Consider the following 2,224-nt stretch of genomic DNA (forward strand, 5'->3'; position numbering starts at 1 on the left):
TGGATCGCCGAGGATCCCTTCTCAGAAGAGGATGAGATCATGCTGTTGGATCGCCGAGGATCCCTTCTCAGAAGAGGATGAGATCATGCTGTTGCTTCGTATCTTCCTGGTGGCTCTGCTCATCGCTTTGACAGGTTGGTTTTCCCCTCCCGCCAGCGCCCTGCTCAACGACGACCGTTACGATGGCAACATCTTTGCCCTCTACGGGGCCAATGGCGGCATGATCCCCCCCCGCGTTTCCTTGAAGCAGGCGAAAGAGCAAGGGATCCCGGCCCTCCTCGTGTATTACATCGATGACAGTAGCGATTGCAAAAAATACGCCGCCACCATTGCCAACCTGCAGGTTCGCTACGGGCTGGGGGTCTATTTCATCCCCTATTCCGTCGATTCCCTCCTGCCCGGCGACGAGCGCGGCCAATACTACACCGGACAAGTGCCTCAAACCCTCCTCTTCGACCCAGAGGGAAATATCGTCTATCAATCCGTCGGCAACCGCCCCATCACCGAGGTGGAAAACGCTATTCGCGCCCTCTTCAAGTTGGATCCCGTTCCCCCAGGGCTGATCAAAGCCAAACCCTTCAACGAGATCCAAACCGGATTTGCCGGATCCCGTTCTCCCCAAGCCTACCCCCCCACAAAAGCCCAGCCGTGACGGCCAATCCCGATCCCTTTGATCCTCTCGAGGCTCTGCAGGAAAAACTCCAGAGTCTCCAGGCTCGTCTTGCCGACCTCAGAGAATTGGAGCGCATAGCCCAGCTTTCCCCTGAACAATGGGCCGAAATCCAAGCTGAAGCCAGTCAACTGGAGCAACGCCTGCAGGCTTATGTGCTAGAGGTGTTTAATCCTGTCCCCGCTACCTTTTGGCAGGTGGTACGCTTCGGCGGCCTTGGCCTGCTGCTGGGCATTGCCCTGCAGCGCTGGGTGCTGAGCTAGCCAGCACACCCCTTAAGATAAAAAAGCTCTTGGATCCCGGAGCCCTTGCCCATGCGCATGCGACGCCCTAGACCATTTAGTCTTGACCGCAAGACTTCGCGCTTTCTGCCTCTGCTGGGCCTGCTTTTGGCGCTGCTGACCCTCCTGCCCCGTTGTCTGCTGGTTGTCCAACCCGGCTACGAAGCCGTCATCTTCAACCGCCTCACGGGAGTGGAAATGACTCCCCGCCGCGAGGGGATCCATCTGCTGATTCCGGTGCTGCAGTTCCCCACCCTTTACGATGTGCGCACCCAAACCTACAACATGACCAGCCGAAGTGAAGAGCGCAGCGTCAAAGCCGACGATACCCTCACCGCTCTCACTGCCGATGGGCAACGGGTGGATCTGGATGTTTCGGTGCGCTATCGCCTGGATCCGGATCGGGTTCCCGAAATCCATCGCAATGTAGGCCCCGATTACCTGAACAAAATTATTCGCCCCGCCTCCCAAGCCGTGGTGCGCAATGTTATCGCCCGCTATTCGGCCATTGGCGTTTATTCTGAGCAACGAGCTGAAATCCAAGAACAAATTGCCGCTGAGCTCTCTCGCCTAATGCAGCCAGAAGGGCTGGTGCTGCAGAGCTTGCTCTTGCGCAATGTGGAATTTTCCAAAGAGTTTCAGTCGGCCATCGAAGCCAAACAAATTGCCGAGCAAGAGAAGCAAAGAGAAGTGTTTCGCGTAGAGCAGGCTCAACTCATCAAACAACGAATGATTGTCAAAGCCAGCGGTGAGGCCCAAGCCATCGCCCTCAAAGGGGAAGCGCTGCGCAGCAACCCGAACGTCATCCAGCTCGAGTATGTCCGCAACTTGCCCGACGACATCCAAGCCATCGTCAGCGAGCAAAACACCATCCTCAATCTGGGGGACTTTCTCAACAAGTAATCGATTCGAGAGTCCCAAGTTAGGATTGGATCCATCCAGTTCAGGTGCATCCACTCCAAGCCCGTTCTCAACAGACCATCAGCCCCAGCCCCTCTCCCAGAGAAGTGTTGCTGCTGTGCCCCTTAATTTCTTGATGGGCCGTAATTCTCGGCCTTTGCATTCATTTTGCATTCATAGAGAACCCAGCACTCTCCGGTACTCCGGGGGCCAAATACCGGGCCCGACACTCAACTGGCAAGCTGACGTAGGAGCCTGGGGAGTTGACTGGGGCATCCACTCTCCGGAGCATCTGTATCAGACTAAACAGAAGGAGGCTGCCAGGATATCTAGGCTTTGTACAATTGCTCACAAAGCCCTGGGTTGATGGGAG

General features: G+C 56.2%; 3 protein-coding genes. All 3 read left to right on the forward strand.

Annotated features, from left to right (window positions below; translation table 11 throughout):
• Positions 1-85: 85 nt before the first annotated feature.
• From NW820_RS11895 to NW820_RS11905, 3 genes are read left to right on the forward strand one after another with little or no spacing between them, the layout of a single operon-like run.
• Positions 86-652, forward strand: a complete 567-nt coding sequence (locus NW820_RS11895; RefSeq protein WP_011432764.1) for a thylakoid membrane photosystem I accumulation factor — start codon at positions 86-88, stop codon at positions 650-652.
• On the forward strand, positions 649-933 hold the full coding sequence (locus NW820_RS11900) for a hypothetical protein (RefSeq protein WP_041436379.1): 285 nt from the start codon (positions 649-651) through the stop codon (positions 931-933). Before NW820_RS11895 ends, NW820_RS11900 begins: the two co-directional genes overlap by 4 nt.
• A 51-nt stretch (positions 934-984) precedes the next feature.
• Positions 985-1,854: a prohibitin family protein gene (locus tag NW820_RS11905; protein WP_148202707.1), complete on the forward strand. Its 870-nt coding sequence runs from the start codon at positions 985-987 to the stop codon at positions 1,852-1,854.
• Positions 1,855-2,224: the final 370 nt, after the last annotated feature.

It is taken from the genome of Synechococcus sp. R55.7, from assembly GCF_047461955.1.
Lineage (GTDB): Bacteria > Cyanobacteriota > Cyanobacteriia > Thermostichales > Thermostichaceae > Thermostichus.

Excerpts from the sequence above, each read along its gene's own strand:
- NW820_RS11895 (WP_011432764.1), top strand. The coding sequence starts at position 86 with ATGCTGTTGCTTCGTATCTTCCTGGTGGCTCTGCTCATCGCTTTGACA.
- NW820_RS11905 (WP_148202707.1), top strand. The coding sequence starts at position 985 with ATGCGCATGCGACGCCCTAGACCATTTAGTCTTGACCGCAAGACTTCG.